General features: G+C 71.9%; 19 protein-coding genes. 6 read left to right on the plus strand and 13 right to left on the minus strand.

The window, feature by feature from the left end; all coding sequences use genetic code 11:
• Positions 1–61 precede the first annotated feature (61 nt).
• Complete coding sequence (locus F1734_RS10380) at positions 62–583, minus strand: hypothetical protein (protein ID WP_048772905.1); 522 nt, start codon at positions 581–583, stop codon at positions 62–64.
• A 128-nt stretch (positions 584–711) separates the two neighbouring features.
• Here F1734_RS10380 and F1734_RS10385 point away from each other — a divergent pair, with 128 nt between their 5' ends.
• The gene (locus tag F1734_RS10385; protein ID WP_010595823.1) at positions 712–1,029 is read left to right on the plus strand and encodes a hypothetical protein; all 318 of its coding nucleotides are present in this window, start codon (positions 712–714) and stop codon (positions 1,027–1,029) included.
• Between the two features lie 22 nt (positions 1,030–1,051).
• On the opposite strand, the gene F1734_RS10390 is transcribed toward F1734_RS10385, so the two are convergent.
• The 5 genes from F1734_RS10390 to F1734_RS10410 form a co-directional block, all read right to left on the minus strand.
• The gene (locus F1734_RS10390; protein WP_040275862.1) at positions 1,052–1,675 is read right to left on the minus strand and encodes a Type 1 glutamine amidotransferase-like domain-containing protein; all 624 of its coding nucleotides are present in this window, start codon (positions 1,673–1,675) and stop codon (positions 1,052–1,054) included.
• A gap of 11 nt (positions 1,676–1,686) precedes the next feature.
• Positions 1,687–2,559 (minus strand): maleylpyruvate isomerase family mycothiol-dependent enzyme, encoded by an 873-nt coding sequence (locus F1734_RS10395; protein WP_010595825.1) that lies wholly within the window; start codon positions 2,557–2,559, stop codon positions 1,687–1,689.
• The gene (locus tag F1734_RS10400; RefSeq protein WP_017680384.1) at positions 2,556–2,996 is read right to left on the minus strand and encodes an HIT family protein; all 441 of its coding nucleotides are present in this window, start codon (positions 2,994–2,996) and stop codon (positions 2,556–2,558) included. The genes F1734_RS10395 and F1734_RS10400 overlap by 4 nt, the downstream gene beginning before the upstream one ends.
• Before the next feature lie 4 nt (positions 2,997–3,000).
• Positions 3,001–3,771 (minus strand): SIR2 family NAD-dependent protein deacylase, encoded by a 771-nt coding sequence (locus F1734_RS10405; RefSeq protein WP_017680383.1) that lies wholly within the window; start codon positions 3,769–3,771, stop codon positions 3,001–3,003.
• Between the two features lie 171 nt (positions 3,772–3,942).
• Positions 3,943–4,308, minus strand: coding sequence for a DUF488 domain-containing protein (locus F1734_RS10410; protein ID WP_017680382.1), 366 nt, complete (start codon positions 4,306–4,308; stop codon positions 3,943–3,945).
• A gap of 259 nt (positions 4,309–4,567) precedes the next feature.
• Between F1734_RS10410 and F1734_RS10415 the strand changes: the two genes are divergently transcribed.
• From F1734_RS10415 to F1734_RS10430, 4 genes are all read left to right on the plus strand, one after another.
• On the plus strand, positions 4,568–5,680 hold the full coding sequence (locus tag F1734_RS10415; RefSeq protein WP_203011615.1) for a Re/Si-specific NAD(P)(+) transhydrogenase subunit alpha: 1,113 nt from the start codon (positions 4,568–4,570) through the stop codon (positions 5,678–5,680).
• Positions 5,681–6,028, plus strand: coding sequence for an NAD(P) transhydrogenase subunit alpha part 2 (locus F1734_RS10420; protein ID WP_010595831.1), 348 nt, complete (start codon positions 5,681–5,683; stop codon positions 6,026–6,028).
• On the plus strand, positions 6,025–7,455 hold the full coding sequence (locus tag F1734_RS10425; protein ID WP_010595832.1) for an NAD(P)(+) transhydrogenase (Re/Si-specific) subunit beta: 1,431 nt from the start codon (positions 6,025–6,027) through the stop codon (positions 7,453–7,455). Before F1734_RS10420 ends, F1734_RS10425 begins: the two co-directional genes overlap by 4 nt.
• A 123-nt stretch (positions 7,456–7,578) precedes the next feature.
• Positions 7,579–8,202: an NADPH-dependent FMN reductase gene (locus F1734_RS10430; protein WP_010595833.1), complete on the plus strand. Its 624-nt coding sequence runs from the start codon at positions 7,579–7,581 to the stop codon at positions 8,200–8,202.
• Here F1734_RS10430 and F1734_RS10435 read toward each other — a convergent pair.
• The 4 genes from F1734_RS10435 to pdhA form a co-directional block, all read right to left on the minus strand.
• Positions 8,199–9,305, minus strand: a complete 1,107-nt coding sequence (locus tag F1734_RS10435) for an MFS transporter (RefSeq protein WP_237211594.1) — start codon at positions 9,303–9,305, stop codon at positions 8,199–8,201. The two genes, F1734_RS10430 and F1734_RS10435, sit on opposite strands and share 4 nt — an antisense overlap.
• 96 nt (positions 9,306–9,401) lie before the next feature.
• A complete protein-coding gene (locus tag F1734_RS10440; protein ID WP_010595836.1) occupies positions 9,402–10,670 on the minus strand; it encodes a dihydrolipoamide acetyltransferase family protein in 1,269 nt (422 codons plus the stop codon).
• 10 nt (positions 10,671–10,680) lie between these two features.
• The gene (locus tag F1734_RS10445) at positions 10,681–11,664 is read right to left on the minus strand and encodes an alpha-ketoacid dehydrogenase subunit beta (protein WP_010595837.1); all 984 of its coding nucleotides are present in this window, start codon (positions 11,662–11,664) and stop codon (positions 10,681–10,683) included.
• Positions 11,661–12,764, minus strand: a complete 1,104-nt coding sequence (pdhA, locus tag F1734_RS10450; protein WP_017681729.1) for a pyruvate dehydrogenase (acetyl-transferring) E1 component subunit alpha — start codon at positions 12,762–12,764, stop codon at positions 11,661–11,663. Before pdhA ends, F1734_RS10445 begins: the two co-directional genes overlap by 4 nt.
• A 166-nt stretch (positions 12,765–12,930) precedes the next feature.
• On the opposite strand from pdhA, the gene F1734_RS10455 reads away from it, so the two are divergent.
• Entirely contained in the window at positions 12,931–13,401 is a 471-nt protein-coding gene (locus F1734_RS10455; protein ID WP_010595839.1) for an Lrp/AsnC family transcriptional regulator, read from the plus strand.
• Positions 13,402–13,489: 88 nt separating this feature from the next.
• Here the strand turns inward: F1734_RS10455 and F1734_RS10460 are convergent, their stop codons facing one another.
• From F1734_RS10460 to F1734_RS10470, 3 genes are all read right to left on the minus strand, one after another.
• Positions 13,490–14,662 carry a thiolase family protein gene (locus tag F1734_RS10460; protein WP_017681728.1) on the minus strand — a complete coding sequence of 391 codons (1,173 nt, stop codon included), beginning with the start codon at positions 14,660–14,662 and terminating at the stop codon, positions 13,490–13,492.
• A gap of 93 nt (positions 14,663–14,755) precedes the next feature.
• A complete protein-coding gene (locus F1734_RS10465; protein WP_003935212.1) occupies positions 14,756–15,232 on the minus strand; it encodes an acyl-CoA thioesterase in 477 nt (158 codons plus the stop codon).
• Positions 15,229–16,416 (minus strand): benzoate/H(+) symporter BenE family transporter, encoded by a 1,188-nt coding sequence (locus tag F1734_RS10470; protein ID WP_017681727.1) that lies wholly within the window; start codon positions 16,414–16,416, stop codon positions 15,229–15,231. The genes F1734_RS10465 and F1734_RS10470 overlap by 4 nt, the downstream gene beginning before the upstream one ends.
• Positions 16,417–16,469 lie beyond the last annotated feature (53 nt).

Consider the following 16,469-nt stretch of genomic DNA (forward strand, 5'->3'; position numbering starts at 1 on the left):
GGCGGGCCGGTACGAGTGGTGACGTGGTGGTGACGCGATGCAGGCGACGGCGGCGACGGGGTCAGGCGGGGACCTGGCCGGCGGGGGGGTGGGCCGCGCGGACGGCGTCGACGAACGCGGACTTGCGCGCCAGGTAGCGGTCGCGGAACTCGTCGAGATCGTCGGTCCCGTCGCTCGAGACGGCGGTGAGGTAGCCGAAGAGGGCGACCGCGGCGGTGAGCACCGGCTCGGGGGCGGACAGCCGCATCTCGTTGACGATCGCGTCGAGGTCGACGATGCCGCGGGCGACGGAACGCAGGTGCAGGTCGTCGGACTGCAGGGCTTCGGCGAGGTCGGCCTCGGCGAGGGCCGAGTGATCCGCCTCGAACAGATGGTTGTAGACACTGTCGGCGGCGTGCAGGAAGCGGACCTGCAAGGCGCGATCGGCCGCCCGCAGGGGCGCGGCGACGGTGGCGGCCGGCCGCGACGGTCGCGCGCCGATCCGGGTGGCGAAGACGCCGAGCAGGACGCCGGCCGCGAGTCCCACCGGTACGGCCCACCAGGGCGCCGCACCGCTCGTGAGCAGGTCGGTCAGTGTCTCCACCGTAGGAATGCTAACAGCGGAAGTCACATCAGTCGCACCAGTCACTCTGTTACCGAATCGTGCCGCCGGTGCGATCGGGTGGTTGTGGCAGGTCACTAACGTCAACGGTCGTTCGAAGGAGGTGCCGTATGACCGCATCCGTGCTGTCGGACGCACGACTCGTCCGCGCCCTGTCCGACGAATTCCTCTCGCGGCGGGTCGATTACCAGGCTCTGGAGAGCCTTCACCACGGGAACGTGGCGGACTGGGCCGCGGCGGCGAGCCGGGTCGCGGCGCTGTCGGACGAGGAGGAACGGCAACTCGTGCTGCGCTGGCGGGACAATCCCCGGGAACTGCTCGACATCCTGCTCGCCCGCGCCGACGAGGTCACCGCCCGCCGGTGCCGCACGGCCTGGGTCTCCCTCGACCGGTTCGCGCCGTTCGTCCACGCGAGCAGCGGCCCGTGAGCGACCGCGCCGGTACGCCCACTCACGCCTCGTCCACGACGATCACCTCGTCGTCGTCGAGTGCCCGGAACGGCAGCCGCTGCTGCGCGAGATATTCCAGCGTCCGTGCGACGCCCGCGTCGGCCAGGGCCGAGTCCCCGGCGTGCGGGACGATCGCGTAGTCCACCCACCCCAGACCGTCCCAGCGGGCCGGAACCCCGCAGACGACGTCCGCCTCGCCGGGGTCGTCGGAGAATTCGAGACCGCGCAGGGACGGCGTCACCAGGCAGGCCCCCGCGCTGTACCCCGCGTAGGCCGTCCGGCCGGAACGGACCAGGTCCGTGAGGATCTCGTCCCCGCCGCACAGGGCGAGCCGCGTGCGCAGCACGAACGTGTTGCCGCCGCGCACCCACAGCGCCCCGAACCGCGACAGCGCGGCTCGCAGCGACTCGGGCGAGCCGACGTGGTCCCGCAGGTCCACCTCGGCGGGTTCGTATCCCAGTGCGCGCAACGGCGCCAGCTCGCTCGCCACCGCCGAGTCGCGGGCCCGGGGAGGCCACGCGTCGGCCGCGTTGGCGATCACCGCGATCGGGCATGGGCCTCGGGTGACCCCGAGCAGCAACCCGGGGTCCGCGCCGAACCGGTAGGACGACAGGAACAGCCGCACGGAGCTGCCGCTCAGATCACGAAGGCGAGGTTGTCCACGATCCGCCGGCCGACCGTCGTGTCGCCGCCGAGGGCGATCTCGTCGAGGTGTTCGAACGCGTGCACACGGCCGCCGGCGAGCCGCACGAACAGGCGCGAATCCATCGCGACGGTGCTCGTCGCCGGACCGGACAGGGCCGGCACGACCGCGGCCCGGCCGTCCACCTCGACGTGAACGGTGCGGGCGAGCGGGCCGCTCAGCTCGAACGTGATCCGTGACCCGGCGGGAGCCTTGCCGAGCTTGCCGACAGCGAATGCGAGGGCCCCGAAGATCTCCGCGGACGCGAGTTCGGCGCGCGCGCCGCCCTCGTCGCCGGGGACGCCGAGCGCGTCTCGGAGGTCGAGTTCGTGCATCCAGCAGTCGAAGATGCGGATCCGCATGAACCGGCCGTAGGTCGCCTGGCCGACCGGGGTCGTCGCCGGTGCCTCGAAGTCCGCCTGGGTCATGGCCGCGAGCTGCTCCCGGCGACGGGCGACGATCTCCCGGTAGCGGGCCAGGACCTCGTCGCCCGGCGTGCCGCGCAGGGACTCGATCCAGCGTTCGTTGAAGGCGCCGATCTCGTTGCGGACGTGGCCGAGGGCGTGCACGTCGATCGCGACGTGCGGCGTCTCGACGCCGGCGAGCATCGACTCGGTTCCGATCAGGTGCGCCGTGATGTCCTTGACGGTCCAGCCGGGCAGGGAGGTGGGCGTGTACCAGGTGTCCCCATGGACGTCGGCGAGCAGCCCGTCGATGGCGTCGAACTGCTCGAGGAGCAGCGTGCGGATCGGTTCGACCGGGAACTCCGGCGTCTCCTTCGTATCCGGCGCAGTGCTTCCGGGAGCCGGGGTGTTTCCGTGTGTCACAGTGCGTCCTCCGCTTCGAGACGGGCCAGACCGGCGCGGATCGCCGCGCCGGTGGCCTCCGGGTCGTGGGGTCGGCGCCGCAGCAGTCCTGCCGCAAGGCGCAGCTTGTCGCCGCGCCGTCGCGGCAGCACGTGCAGATGCGCGTGGAAGACGGTCTGGAAGGCGGACCGACCGTCGTTGAACACCAGGTTGGCACCGTCCGCGGCGAGGTCCGAGCGTTGCATGCCGCGGGCGATGCGCTGCCCGGCGCGGAACAATGCGGCGCCGTGCCCGGGATCGAGATCGTCGAGCCGGGGTGCGTGAACCCGCGGCACCACCAGGGTGTGGCCCCGGGCGATGGGCCGGATGTCGAGGAAGGCCAGCACGTCGTCGTCCTCGTACACGCGCACTGCCGGGCCGTCGCCGCGGACTATGGCGCAGAACACGCAGGAGTTCACCCGCTCACTGTAGGCGGGGCGTCCGATCGGCGGCGACTGCGGCGACGAGTTGCGGCAGGCCCACTGCCGCGGTGGTGCGCCAGACCTCGTCCATCTGATCGGACAGGCCGGTCTCCTCGGGGTTGACCTCCACGACGGGGATGCCGTGCCGGCGAGCCAGCGAGGGCAGGCCGGCCGCGGGGTACACGATCCCCGACGTGCCCACCACGAACACCAGGTCGGCGGCGAGGACGGACGCGGTGGCGGCCTCCCAGGGGCCGGTCGGCAGCGGCTCGCCGAACCACACGACGCCGGGCCGCACGTCGCCGCCGCACGCGCCGCAGTCCGGTGGGTCGAGGCGGGCGACCGGCTCGGTGGGGGCCTCCGGGGGATCGGCGGGCGTGCCGCAGTCGGCACACCGCGGCGAGAACAGGCTGCCGTGCAGGTGCGAGAGCACGGGACTGCCGGCGCGCTCGTGCAGGTCGTCGACGTTCTGGGTGACGATCGACAGTTCCACGGCCTGTCCCCAGTCGGCCAGCGCCCGATGGCCGTCGTTCGGCTGCACTCGCCGGACCAGGGCCACGCGCCACTGGTACCAGGCCCACACGGACGCGCGGTCGCGCTCCCATGCCTCGGGGGTCGCCAGGTCGGCCGGGTCGAAGTGTTCCCACAGACCGGTCTGTGCGTCGCGGAACGTGGGCACGCCGCTCTCGGCGGACATCCCGGCGCCCGTGAGCACGGCGATCCGTCGTGCACGCCGGGCCAGACGGAGGATCCGCGGAGGGGGAATGGTCATCGGTTCAGGGTAGGGGGCCGGGACCGGACTCGTCGGTCCCCTTCTCGTCGTGGAGGAGGACGGCGCCGCAGCGCGGGCACGGGGCCTCCGGTTCCTCGAGGAAGAAACCGCAGTCGGGACAGACGCGATGCATCCAGCAGACGGGGTCGCCGCCGGCGTCCGGCACATCGTTCATCGCGCACCCCGCATCCGTTCCGCGAGGACGGCGGCGCCGCTGTGCTCGACGTCCCGGGTCGCGGTGAGCAGGACGATCGATCGGCCGTCGGCCAGGGCGTCGACGCGCGCCAGCGCGGCCCGCGCGTCCGGGCCGTCCAATTCGGTCAGGTACCGGTCGCGGAACTCGGCGAACTGCGACGCGTCGTGCGAGTACCACTTGCGCAGTCCGGTCGACGGCGCCAGGTCCTTGGCCCAGTCGTCGTGGTGGAACGCGTCCTTGCGCAGGCCGCGCGGCCACAGCCGGTCGACGAACACCCGGAACGCCTCCTCGTCGCCCGGATGGTCGTAGACGCGCTCGACGACGACACTGCGACGTGCCATGGACTCGTGCCTCCTCCCTCACGGCCGATACGGCAGAATTGTGAAGTGAACTACCTCACATTCTGGCACCGACTCACTGTTCGGACTCGATTCAGACGAAACCGAACGGTTGCGCCCCCGACCTGGGCGCGGTACGTCTGACTGGGCTCATCGCCCATAGTGCACGGCCCGAGTCGGCCGCTCGTCGCACATGACCCGCCGCTCATCGCGGTGAGGTGCCGATTCAACGCAGGAGTCGAAAACTTTGGAAACCGAGGATATGGGTACGGGACGTGCGGTGACAGCGCGACCCACCGTCGGCGTCGTTCGGGAAACCAACGACGGCGAGCGGCGGGTCGCGCTGGTGCCGATGATCGTGCCGTCGTTGATCAAGAAGGGGCTCGACGTGGTCGTCGAGTCCGGGGCCGGGCTCGGTGCGCTGATCCCGGACGAGGCCTACGCCGAGGCCGGGGCGCGGATCGGGGACGGGTGGTCGGCGGACGTGGTGCTCAAGGTGGCGCCGCCGTCGGACGCGGAGGTCGCGCGGCTGCGGTCGGGGCAGACCCTGATCGGGTTCCTCGCCCCCCGTAACGCCGAGAACCAGATCGGGGCGCTCACCGCGGCCGGGGTGCAGGCGTTCGCCGTCGAGTCGATCCCGCGGATCTCCCGCGCGCAGGTGATGGATGCGCTGTCGTCGCAGGCGAACGTCGCCGGGTACAAGGCGGTGCTGGTCGCCGCGTCGGAGTCCACCCGGTTCTTCCCGATGCTCACCACCGCGGCGGGCACGGTCAAGCCGGCGACGGTGCTGGTGCTCGGTGTCGGGGTGGCCGGGCTGCAGGCGCTGGCCACGGCCAAGCGCCTCGGTGGGCGCACCACCGGGTACGACGTGCGTCCGGAGGTGGCCGACCAGGTCCGCTCGGTCGGGGCGCAGTGGCTCGATCTCGGGATCGACGCGGCCGGGGAGGGCGGGTACGCCCGCGAGCTCACCGAGGACGAACGCGCGCAGCAGCAGGCGGCGCTCGAGGAGGCCATCAAGGGCTTCGACGTGGTGATCACCACCGCGCTGGTGCCGGGCCGGCCCGCGCCGCGGCTGGTGACCGCCGCCGCCGTGGAGGGCATGAAGCCCGGTTCGGTGGTGGTGGATCTGGCCGGGGAGACCGGCGGCAACTGCGAGCTGACCGAACCGGGGCAGACCGTGGTCAAGCACGCGGTGACGATCTGCTCGCCGCTGAACCTGCCCGCGACCATGCCCGAGCACGCCTCGCAGCTGTATTCGAAGAACGTCGTGGCCCTGCTCGAGCTGATGCTCGACGAGAACGGCGGGCTCGCCCCGGACTTCTCCGACGAGATCCTCGCCGGCGCGTGCGTGACCCGCTCGAAGGAGAACGTCTAGATGTATACGGAACTGTTGGCGAACATCGCGATCCTGGTGCTGGCCGGGTTCGTGGGCTTCGCCGTGATTTCGAAGGTGCCCAACACGCTGCACACCCCGCTGATGTCGGGCACCAACGCCATCCACGGCATCGTGGTGCTCGGTGCGCTGGTGGTCTTCGGCCACCTGCCCGCCGGCGCGCCGTGGAGCATCAAGGTCATCCTGTTCGTGGCGCTGGTGTTCGGCACGCTCAACGTCGTCGGCGGCTTCGTCGTCACCGACCGCATGCTGGGCATGTTCAAACCCAAGAAGCCAGTGACACCGCAGACCGCGCCTGCGGTGGCGGAGAAGGGAGCCGACGCGAAATGAGCTACCTCGTCTCCGTCCTGTACATCGTCGCGTTCGCGATGTTCATCTACGGTCTGATGGGCCTGACCGGCCCGAAGACCGCGGTGCGCGGCAACTACATCGCCGCGGCCGGCATGTTCGTCGCGGTCGTCGCCGTGCTGATCGACATCCGCGAGACCGACAACTGGCTGTGGATCGTCGCCGGCCTGGCCGTGGGTGTGGTCCTGGGTGTGCCGCCGGCGCTGCGCACCAAGATGACCGCGATGCCGCAGCTGGTGGCGCTGTTCAACGGTGTCGGTGGCGGCACCGTCGCGCTGATCGCGTGGGCGGAGTTCCTCGACTCGGACGGGTTCACCACCCTCGCCGAGGAGCCCACGGTGCACGTGGTGGTCGGCTCGCTGTTCGCCGCGATCGTCGGCTCGGTCTCGTTCTGGGGCTCGCTGGTGGCGTTCGCCAAGCTGCAGGAGCTGCTGAACAAGAACCTCGAACGCCGCCTCGTCGGCGCGGCCAAGGCCTTCCAGCTGGCCAACATCGTGCTCGCGCTGGCCTCGATCGCGATCGCCGTGTACATCGGTCTCGCGGCCGATCCGGCCAACGATCCCACCTCGGCGCTGTGGATCGTGGCGCTGCTGGTCGTGGCCGGGCTGATGGGCCTGTTCGTGGTGCTGCCGATCGGCGGCGCCGACATGCCGGTGGTGATCTCGCTGCTCAACGCCCTGACCGGTCTGTCCGCGGCGGCCGCGGGTCTGGCGCTGAACAACCAGGCGATGATCGTCGCCGGCATGATCGTCGGCGCGTCGGGTTCGATCCTGACCAACCTGATGGCCAAGGCGATGAACCGGTCGATCCCGGCGATCGTGTTCGGCTCCTTCGGCGGCGACGGCGGCGCCGGCGCCGGCCCGGCCGGGGCGGGCGGCACCGTCAAGGCCACCTCCGCCTCGGACGCGGCGATCCAGATGGCCTACGCCAACCAGGTCATCGTGGTGCCCGGCTACGGCCTGGCCGTGGCGCAGGCGCAGCACGCGGTCAAGGAGATGGCGGCAATGCTCGAGGACAAGGGGGTGGAGGTCAAGTACGCCATCCACCCGGTCGCCGGCCGGATGCCCGGGCACATGAACGTCCTGCTCGCCGAGGCCGAGGTGCCCTACGAGGCGCTCAAGGAGATGGACGACATCAACGGCGAGTTCTCCCGCACCGACGTCACCATCGTCATCGGTGCCAACGACGTCACCAACCCCGCCGCCCGGCAGGATTCGTCCAGCCCGATCTACGGCATGCCCATCCTCAACGTCGACCAGTCCAAGTCGGTCATCGTGCTCAAGCGCTCGATGTCCTCCGGCTACGCCGGCATCGACAACCCGCTGTTCACCGCCGACCAGACCTCCATGCTGTTCGGCGACGCGAAGAAGATGGTCTCCGAGGTCACCGAGGAACTCAAGGCGCTGTAAGCAGTTCGGCGCGCCCGGGGCGTCCGCACGGAACACCGTGCGGACGCCCCGTTCGTGTGCGACCGTCGAAGGCGGCAGGCGGGCCGCGCCCGGCCCGTCGCACCGACGGAAAGGACGCGTCCCGTGACCGAGCACCCCGCGACCGAGCCTTCGGGGACCGAGCAGCCCCGGACCGGCACCGACAGGACCTACAAGGTCGGCTATTTCGTCGGCAGCCTGTCGTCCACCTCGATCAACCGGATCCTGGCGAAGACACTGATCCGGCTCGCGCCGTCCGATCTCGACTTCGTCGAGATCCCCATCCGGGACCTGCCGCTCTACAGCCCCGACTACGACGCGAACTACCCGCCCGAGGGGGCGGCGCTCAAGGACGCGATCGGCGCCGTCGATGCGGTGCTGTTCGTCTCACCCGAGTACAACCGGTCGATTCCCGGCGCCTTGAAGAACGCCATCGACTGGGCGTCGCGGCCGTGGGGGCAGAACTCGTTCGATCACATCCCGGCGGCCGTGATCGGCGCGTCCATCGGCGCGATCGGCACCGCCGTCGGGCAGCAGAGCCTGCGCGCCGTGCTGAGCTTCTGCAACGCCCGGCAGATGACGTCGCCGGAGGCGTACATCCACTACACGCCCGAGGTCTTCGGCGACGACGGCAGCGTGCACAACGCCGGCACCGAGGACTTCCTCCGCAACTACATGCGCGAGTTCCGCGACCACGTCGTGCGGGTGCTGACCGTGCTGCCGCGTTAGCCGACCGATTCGTCCACCCGCTCGAGCGCGCGCCGGCTCCGCTCACCGACGGAGCCGGCGAGGGCGGCGGCGGCAAGCACGCACGCCAGCGGCACCGTCATCGCCACGGTGAGCGACGTCGCCTCCGACAGCCAGCCGATGGTGGCGGGGCCCGCCAGGAACCCGATGTATCCCATGCCGACGACGCGGGACATGTTGCGGCCCGGGGCGCCGGCATCGATGTTCCCGGCGGCGCTGAAGATCTGCGGGACGGCCCCGGACAGGCCCAGCCCGAACAACGCCCACCCGGCGAGCGTCACCGGCAGCCACGGGGAGGCGATGACGGTGCCCATCCCGGCCCCCGCCAGCAGCGTGCCGTACCGGACGACGGCGACGGCACCGACGCGGGCGCTGACCCGGTCCGCGACGAAGCGCCCGAGCGTCATCGTCGCGGAGAACGCCCCGAAGGCCAACGCCGCGACCGCGTCCGGGCTGCCCAGCTGTTCCTTGACCTGCAGGGCACTCCAGTCGTTGGCGACGCCCTCGCTGAGCATCAGCATGAACGCGAGCCCGCCGAGCAGCAGCACCCGCCGCGAGTATCCGCCGCGCGGGCCGGACCCGTGCCGGTGCTCGACCCGCGGCACCCGCACGAGGTGCGGCGCCGCGACCACGACGACGAGCATGCCGACGAGGCCGGCCCCGCCCAGGGCCACCGCCGGGGCGAGCCCGGCCGCCAGGGTGCCCGCCCCCACCAGCGACCCGGCCACCCCGCCCACCGAGAACAGCCCGTGGAACGCGGCCATGATCGGCCGCCGGTAGCGTTGCTCGACCGCGACGGCCTGCGAGTTCATCGACACGTCCAGCGCGCCGTTGGCGAACCCGAACACCGCGAGCGCGGCACCCAGCTGCCAGGCCGCGCCGGCCAGACCGGGGCCCACGGTCGCCGCCGCCAGCAGCACTGCCGCGGTGACGGTGGTGCGGTCGCTGCCGAACCGGTCGGCGAGCGGACCGGTGGCCTGCATCCCCGCGATCGCGCCCGCCGCGAGGACCAGCAGCAGGGAACCGAGCGTGGCGTGGTCGATGCCGACGCGCTGCTCGATCGCGGGGATGTGCACCACCCACATCGCGAGCAGGAACCCGTTGACGCCGAAGGTCGCGAACACGGCCGCGCGGGCACGGCGAAGATCGTGAGCGCTCACATGTCCCGACGCTACCGGCCCTCAGATGCCGGCGAGCAGTTCCGGCACCGGGTCGGTGAGGATCGCGCCGATCTCGGCCAGCGCCCGCGCGGCCTGCTCACCGTCGACGAGCCGATGGTCGAACGACAGCGACAGCGTCGTGACCTGCCGGACGGCGAGCTCGCCGTCCACCACCCACGGGCGCGGGCCGATCGCACCGAGCGCGAGGATGGCGGTCTCCCCGGGATTGAGGATGGGGGTGCCGGTGTCGACCCCGAACACGCCCACGTTGGTGATCGACACCGTGCCGCCGGTCAGCTCCGCCGGGGTGGCCCGGCCCGAGCGGGCCGTCTCCGCCGCCCGGGCGACGGCGTCGGCGAGGTCCGGCAGCGACAGGCGGTCGGCGTCGTGGATCACCGGCACCATCAGTCCCGCGTCGGTGGCGGTCGCGATGCCCAGGTTGACGTAGTGACGGGTGACGATCTCCTGGTGCTCCTCGTCCCACGCCGCGTTGAGGACCGGTTGGTGCGCGAGCACCCGCAGCAGCGCCTTGGCCACCACGGTGAGCGGCGTGGGATGCCGCCCCTCGAAGGCCGCCGCGCCGCGGAGCCGGGAGACGAGCTCGACCGTCGCCGTGACGTCGCAGGTGAGGAACACGGTGACGTGCGGGGCGGTGAAGGCACTGCGCGCCACTGCGGCGGCGGTGCGTCTGCGGATCCCGTGGATCGGGGTGCGGGTTTCGCGCGGCGGTCCGGCTTCCGGCGGCTGCGTGTCGCGGGCCTCCGCGGCCCGGCGCACGTCGGGCACGGTGATCACCCCGCCCGCACCGGTGCCGGTCACCCCGGTGAGATCCACGCCGAGCTCCCGGGCCTCGCGGCGGGCGGACGGCTTGGCGTCCGGCCGGTGCCGCGCCCCGGCCGGCGCCTGCGGGGACGGCGCCGCCGCGGCGCGTGCCGCGCGCCTGCTCGCCGGGGCCGCGCCCGGACCGTAGCCGACGAGCACCTGCACGGGTCCGCCGCCGTCGCCCGCGCCGGGGAGAGTGAACCGGATCAGCGGATTCCCCACGGGCACGCTGTCGCCGGGTTCGGCGAGCAGTTCGGCGACCGTCCCGGCGTACGGGGACGGCAGTTCCACGGTCGCCTTGGCGGTCTCGACCTCCGCGATCACCTGGTTGAGCTCGACCCGGTCCCCGACGGCCACGGTCCACGACACCAGTTCCGCCTCGGTCAGGCCCTCACCGAGGTCCGGCAGCCGGAACACCTCGCTGTGCCCGCCCGCCACGTCGCCGCGCTCGCTCACGCTCTGCTCCATGTCCCGGTCCTCACGCCGCGAGGCTGCGGTCGACGGCGTCGAGGATGCGGTCCGGGTCGGGCAGGTGGTGCGCCTCGAGTTTCGCCGGGGGATAGGGGATGTCGAATCCGCCGACCCGCAGCACCGGCGCCTCGAGCTGGTAGAAGCAGCGTTCCGAGAGGCGGGCGGCGATCTCGGCGCCGATGCCGCAGAACAGCGGTGCCTCCTGCACCACGACCAGGCGTCCGGTGCGCCGCACCGACGCCTCGACGGTGTCGAAGTCGACGGGCGAGACGGACCGCAGATCGATCACCTCCACGGAATGCCCCTCGGTCTCGGCGATCTGCGCGGCCTGCAGGGCGGTCGCGACCATCGAGCCGAACGTCACGACGGTGACGTCCGTGCCCGCGCGGGTGACGCGGGCCCGGTCCAGCGGCAGCTCCGGCTCCGCGTCGAGATCGACCTCGGCGCGGTCCCAGTACCGGCGCTTGGGCTCGAGGAAGATCACCGGATCGTCGAGGGCGACGGCCTGCTGGATCATCGCGTAGGCGTCGGCCGGGTTGCTCGGGCTGACCACCCGCAGTCCGGCGGTGTGCGCGAAGTACGCCTCGGGTGACTCGGAATGGTGTTCGACCGCCCCGATCCCGCCGCCGTAGGGGATGCGGATGGTCAGCGGTGCGGTGACCCGCCCGGCGGTGCGGTAGTGGATCTTGGCGACCTGCGAGACGATCTGGTCGAACGCGGGGTAGACGAAGCCGTCGAACTGGATCTCGCACACCGGTCGGTAGCCGCGCAGCGCCATGCCGAAAGCCGTTCCCACGATCCCGGATTCGGCGAGGGGGGTGTCGATGACGCGGTTGTCGCCGAAGTCCTTCTGCAACGTGTCGGTGACGCGGAAGACTCCGCCGAGCCGGCCGACGTCCTCTCCCATGATCACCACCTTGCGGTCGTGTTCGAGGGCCCGGCGCAGTCCGGCGCCGAGGGCGGCGCCGAGGGCCAGGGTGGTGGTGGTCATGACAGCGCCTCCTCGTGGGTCGCGTTCTCGAAACCGGCGAGGTAGTCGCGGTAGCGGGTGCGTTCCTCGGCGATCGCCGGGTGGTCGGTGGCGTAGACGTGGTCGAACATGCTCAGCGGCTCCGGATCCCGGGCGCCGAGGGTGCCGGCGCGCAACCGGGCCGCGGCCTCGTCCGCGGTGGCGCCGACCTCGTCGAAGAACCCGGCATCGGCGTGGCTCTCGCGCTCGAGCAGCCGGTGGAGCCGGTCGATCGGATCCCGCATCCGCCACAGTTCGGCCTCGGCCGGGGTGCGGTAGCGGGTGGGGTCGTCGGAGGTGGTGTGCGGGCCCATCCGGTAGGTGACGGCCTCGACGAACGACGGGCCGCTGCCCTCCCGTGCGTGCCGGGTGGCCTGGCGGGTGACGGCGAGCACCGCGAGCGCGTCGTTGCCGTCGACCTGCACGGCCGGCATTCCGTACCCGGCGGCGCGCTGCGCGATCGGGACGGGACTGTGCGAGTGGACCGGGTTGCTGATCGCCCAGTGGTTGTTCTGGCAGAAGAAGACCACGCCCACCCCCCATGCGACGGCGAAGCCGAGCGCCTCGGCGATGTCGCCCTGACTCGTCGCGCCGTCGCCGAAGTAGACGACGGTGGCGATCTCGGCGCCGTCGAAGTGGGCGCCCATCGCGTAGCCGGTGGCGTGCAGCCCCTGGGAGCCGACGACGATCGCGGGGTTGGTCATGTTCACGGCGGCCGGGTCCCAGCCGGAGTGGGCGCAGCCCCGCCACAACCGGGTCATGTCGGCGGGGTCGACGCCGCGGCACCAGGCCACGCCGTGCTCGCGGTAGCTGGTGAAGACGTAGTCGTCGCGGTGCAGGGCGTGCGCGGAGCCGACCTGAGCGGCCTCCTGGCCGAGCAGTGGTGCCCACAGTCCGAGTTCGCCCTGCCGTTGCAGCGCGGTGGCCTCGGCGTCGAGGCGGCGGACGACGACCATGTCGCGGTACAGGGCCCGGAGTTCGTCGGGTCCGACGTCGGCGACGAGCGCGGAGTACTCGGGATTGTGGACCCGTCGACCGTCGGGCTGGATCAGCTGGATCGGGTAGGCAATCTTGTCGACCACCGTGCACCACCTCGCTATGGCGGGACCGGTCGCCCTCGTGAGGCGCCCGGACAAACCTGTGTTGTACATCACATGATCCACGCGGGGTGCAGGTGCGCAATCGATCGTCGCGTGATTGTGCAGCAAGCACGGTTTCGGGGGGTCCGGCGCTGTCATACTGCGAAACATGACCAGTCTCGATGCCACCGACGCCCGGATGCTGCTCGAGCTCGCGCGCACCCCGCGGGCGACCGGGGTGGAGTTGTCCCAGCGTCTCGGGCTGTCCCGGAACACGGTGCAGGCACGGCTCGCGCGGTGGGATGCGGAGGGGGTTCTCGGCTCGTTCGAGCGCCGGGTGGATCCGCGGGCGCTCGGCTACCCGCTGGCCGCGTTCGTCGCGACCCGGGTCGATCAGCACCGGCTCGACGCCGTCGTCGCGGCCCTCGGGCAGATCCCGGAGGTCACCGAGGTGTACGGCATGACGGGGCAGACGGACCTGTCGGTGAAGGTGGTCGCGCGGGACGCCGACGATCTCTACCGGCTGGCCGGGCAGATCCTCGAGATCCCCGGTGTCGAGCGCACCAACATGGCGCTGGTGATGCGCGAACTGGTGGGTCCGCGCACGGCGCCGCTGCTCGAGCGGCTCGCGCAGCGCTGAGGCGCCTTCCGCGCAGCGCTGAGGCGCCTTCCGCGCAGCGCTGAGGCGCCTTCCGGGACCGAACCCGGAAGGCGCCTCGGCGTGCGGGCTAGAGGATTTCGTAGATCGTGGCGTTGGCGGTGCCCCCGCCCTCACACATGGTCTGCAGACCGTAGCGGCCGCCGGTGTGGCGCAGGTGGTGGATCAGGGTCGCGGCGAGACGACCGCCCGAGGCGCCGAGGGGGTGGCCGAGGGCGATCGCGCCGCCCAGGGGGTTCAGCTTCTCGCTCGGTGCGCCGGTCTCGCGCTGCCATGCGAGCGGCACGGAGGCGAAGGCCTCGTTGACCTCGAACGCGTCGATGTCGCCGAGCGAGAGTCCCGACCGCTTCAGCGCCAGGGCGGTGGCCGGGATCGGACCGGTGAGCATCTTGACCGGGTCGTCGCCGGTGACGACGGCGGTGTGCACGCGCGCGAGCGGCGTCAGCCCCAGAGCCTTCGCCTGCTCCGACGTGGTGATCAGCAGCCCGGAGGCGCCGTCGGAGATCTGCGACGCGTTGCCGGCGGTGACCACGCCGTTCTCCCGGAAGGGGGCCTTCAGGCCGGCGAGCTTGTCGACGGTGGAGCCGCGCCGGATACCCTCGTCGGAGTCGATCACGGTGCCGTCCGCCAGCGTGTAGGGCGCGATCTCGTCCGCGAACCGGCCCTCGTCCTGGGCCCGGGCGGCACGCTCGTGCGAGCGGACGGAGTACTCGTCGAGTTCGGTGCGCGAGATGCCCCACTGCTCGGCGATGATCTCGGCCCCGACGCCCTGGTTGAAGCGGCCGTTGAAGCCGGGCGCGGTGAGCTCGTCGGCGTACCGTTCGCGCGCCGGGCCGCCCATCTGCCCGGTGCCTTCGGGCGCGGAGGAGCCGAGCGGGATCGCGGACATGATCTCCACGCCGCCGGCGACGACGAGGTCGGCCTGGCCGGAGATCACCGCCGCGGCCGCCGTCGAGACGGCCTGCTGGGACGATCCGCACTGCCGGTCGATGGTGAAGCCGGGCACCGACTCCGGCCAGCCCGCACCGAGCACCGCCATGCGGCCGATGTTCCCGGACTGCATGCCCACGGACTGCACGGTGCCCCAGTGCACGTCGTCGACGAGGCTCGGGTCGATGCCGGTGCGCTCGGCGAGGGTGCGCAGGACGTGGGCGGACAGCTCGACGGCGTGAACGCCGGACAGGCCGCCGCCCCGCTTGCCGATGGGGGTGCGGACGGCTTCGACGATGACTGCATCGCGCATCTTCGGATCACTCTCTGTCGGGGACGTGCGGATGCCCCGGAGTGTAATCCGGTAGATGAATATGATGCCAAGCGGATGCTTGGTGGGTGGGAACTACTCCGCCGGGGGCGTCACCAGTTGCGCGACCGCCTTCTTGATCTCCTTGGGGATCGCCACGGGACGTCGCGTGCGGGCGTCGACGTACACGTGCACGAACCGCCCGGTCGCAGCCGCCTGCAGACCCCCCTCGCCGTCCTCCCGGAAGATCGCCAGCGAATAGGTCACGCTGCTGGTTCCCAGCCGCTCCACCGCCAGGCCCACGCGCAGCCGGTCCGGGAACGACAGCTCCGCCAGATACCGGCACGACGTCTCCGCGACCACGCCGATCGCGTCCAGCTCCCGGATGTCGACCCCGGTCGTGGCCATCAGCCACCCGTTGACGGCCGAGTCGAAGTACGAGTAATAGGTGACGTTGTTGACGTGGCCGTAGTGGTCGTTGTCCGCCCACCGGGTCTGCATCGGCCACAGGACCGGAAACCGGGCGGGAACGGGTGGGTCGGCGGCGGGCGTCGTCGGCTGGCGGTTCGTCACCGTCCTGACGATAGTCCCACGCGGACGGCAAGTCCGACCATCAACGCCCAGAATGCCGATCCGATACCGAACATGCTCCAACCGGACGCCGCGACCAGGAACGTCACGACCGCTGCTTCGCGTTCCGGCGCGTCGCGCAGAGCCGAGGCCAGCGCCCCGCCGAGCGTCGCGAGCAGGGCCAACCCGGCCACCGCCTCCACCACACCGTCGGGCGCCGTCGCCACGACCGTCGCGAGCCCGGTCGAGCACACCGCCAGCGCCAGGTAGGACCAGCCCGCGCACCACGCGACCACCCATCGGCGCGCCGGGTCGGGCTCGGCCTCGGGCGCCGCCGCCAGCGCGGCGCTGATCGCGGCGAGATTGATCGCGTGCCCACCGGCCGTCGCTCCCGCGACGGTGCCGAGCCCCGTGACCGTCATCGCCGCCCGCCACGGCGTGGCGTAACCGAACGAGTCGAGCACGGCCGTGCCCGGGATGTTCTGCGACGCCATCGTCACGATGTAGAGGGGGAGGGCGATGCCGAGCAACGCCTGCCACGTCCACGCCGGGGCCGTGAGCTCGAGCGCCGGCACCAGCTCCCGCGCCGCCGGCGCGGTTCCCGAGCGCACCAGATGGATCGCGACGACCACGGCCGCGGCCCCGAACGCCCCCGGCACCGCCCAGCGTGGCCGCAGCCGCTGCAGCACCAGCCACGTCGCCACCACCGGCAGGATCGCGGCGGGCGCGTCCATCACGCCCTCGACCGGGGCGAGGCAGAGCGGCACGAGAATCCCGGCGAGCATGGCCTGCGCCAACGATGCGGGGATCGCCGCGATCAGCGCGCCGAGGCGCGGCCACAGCCCCGTCAGGACGATCGCGGCGCCCACGACGACGAACGCGCCCACCGCCGCCGGCCAGCCGCCCGCCACCACACCGGTGCCCGCGAGCAGCGCGGCGCCCGGCGTGGACCACGCGAGCGTGATCGGCGTGCGGAACCGCCGTGCCAGCCACAGGATGCCGAGACCCTGGGTCAGGCAGAGCGCCGACAACCCCGAGGCCGCCTGCGACGGCGACGCCCCCACCGCCTGCAACCCCGTCAGCACCACCGCGAACGAACTGGTGAACCCGACGAGAGCGGTGACGACGCCCGCCCCGAGCGGCCGGATGAGCGAGTCGGGACGACTGGGCGCGGGGGCATCGGACACGGGCGGCAATTCTGCCGCAGCGGACCGGCACCGCCCGCGCCGCCCGGCACCGC

Origin of the sequence: Rhodococcus ruber (assembly GCF_016804345.1) — a bacterium.
GTDB classification, from domain to species: Bacteria; Actinomycetota; Actinomycetes; order Mycobacteriales; family Mycobacteriaceae; genus Rhodococcus; species Rhodococcus ruber.